This is a genomic window from Pseudomonas tremae, assembly GCF_001401155.1.
Lineage (GTDB): Bacteria > Pseudomonadota > Gammaproteobacteria > Pseudomonadales > Pseudomonadaceae > Aquipseudomonas > Aquipseudomonas tremae.
In genome coordinates, this window is sequence record NZ_LJRO01000450.1 from 1 (window position 1) to 388 (window position 388).

A 388-nucleotide genomic window follows, 5' to 3' on the forward strand; every position below is an offset into this window, starting at 1 on the left:
ACGGTTTCAGCGGCCTTGCGGAAGCTGCCATTCTCGACCACGGCACGAAATGCCTGGAGGTCGTTTAGGTCGAAATTGATGGGCATTGCATGACCAGGATTATTGATTCGGTATGGACATCAATATATCAGGTTGCGCGGGCAGGGCAGTCAGGCCGTCAAGGTCTTCGCAAGCGCAATCGCGTTCGGTATATCAAGCTGGCTGGAGGCAAATGATTTGATCAGCAACGAATTTGGCAGGGCCCAGTCCCACTTCTCCCGTATCAGATTCTTCACATCTTTCAGCAGTGGTTCCACGTTGGTTGCGTCCAGTTCCGCAATCCTGCCCAGTGCTGTCAGCACGCTTTCCTGAGAGGCGCTGATTTCGAGTACTAGGCTCTGTACGTAAA

General features: G+C 52.8%; 1 protein-coding gene and 1 pseudogene. Both read right to left on the bottom strand.

Annotation, left to right across the window (positions count from 1 at the left end; genetic code table 11):
• The coding region (locus tag ALO43_RS30470) for a LysR family transcriptional regulator (RefSeq protein WP_162235624.1) at positions 1-86 on the bottom strand (86 nt) is incomplete at its 3' end.
• 63 nt (positions 87-149) lie between these two features.
• Positions 150-388 (bottom strand): annotated as a pseudogene (locus tag ALO43_RS24140) (DEAD/DEAH box helicase); the annotation flags it as partial.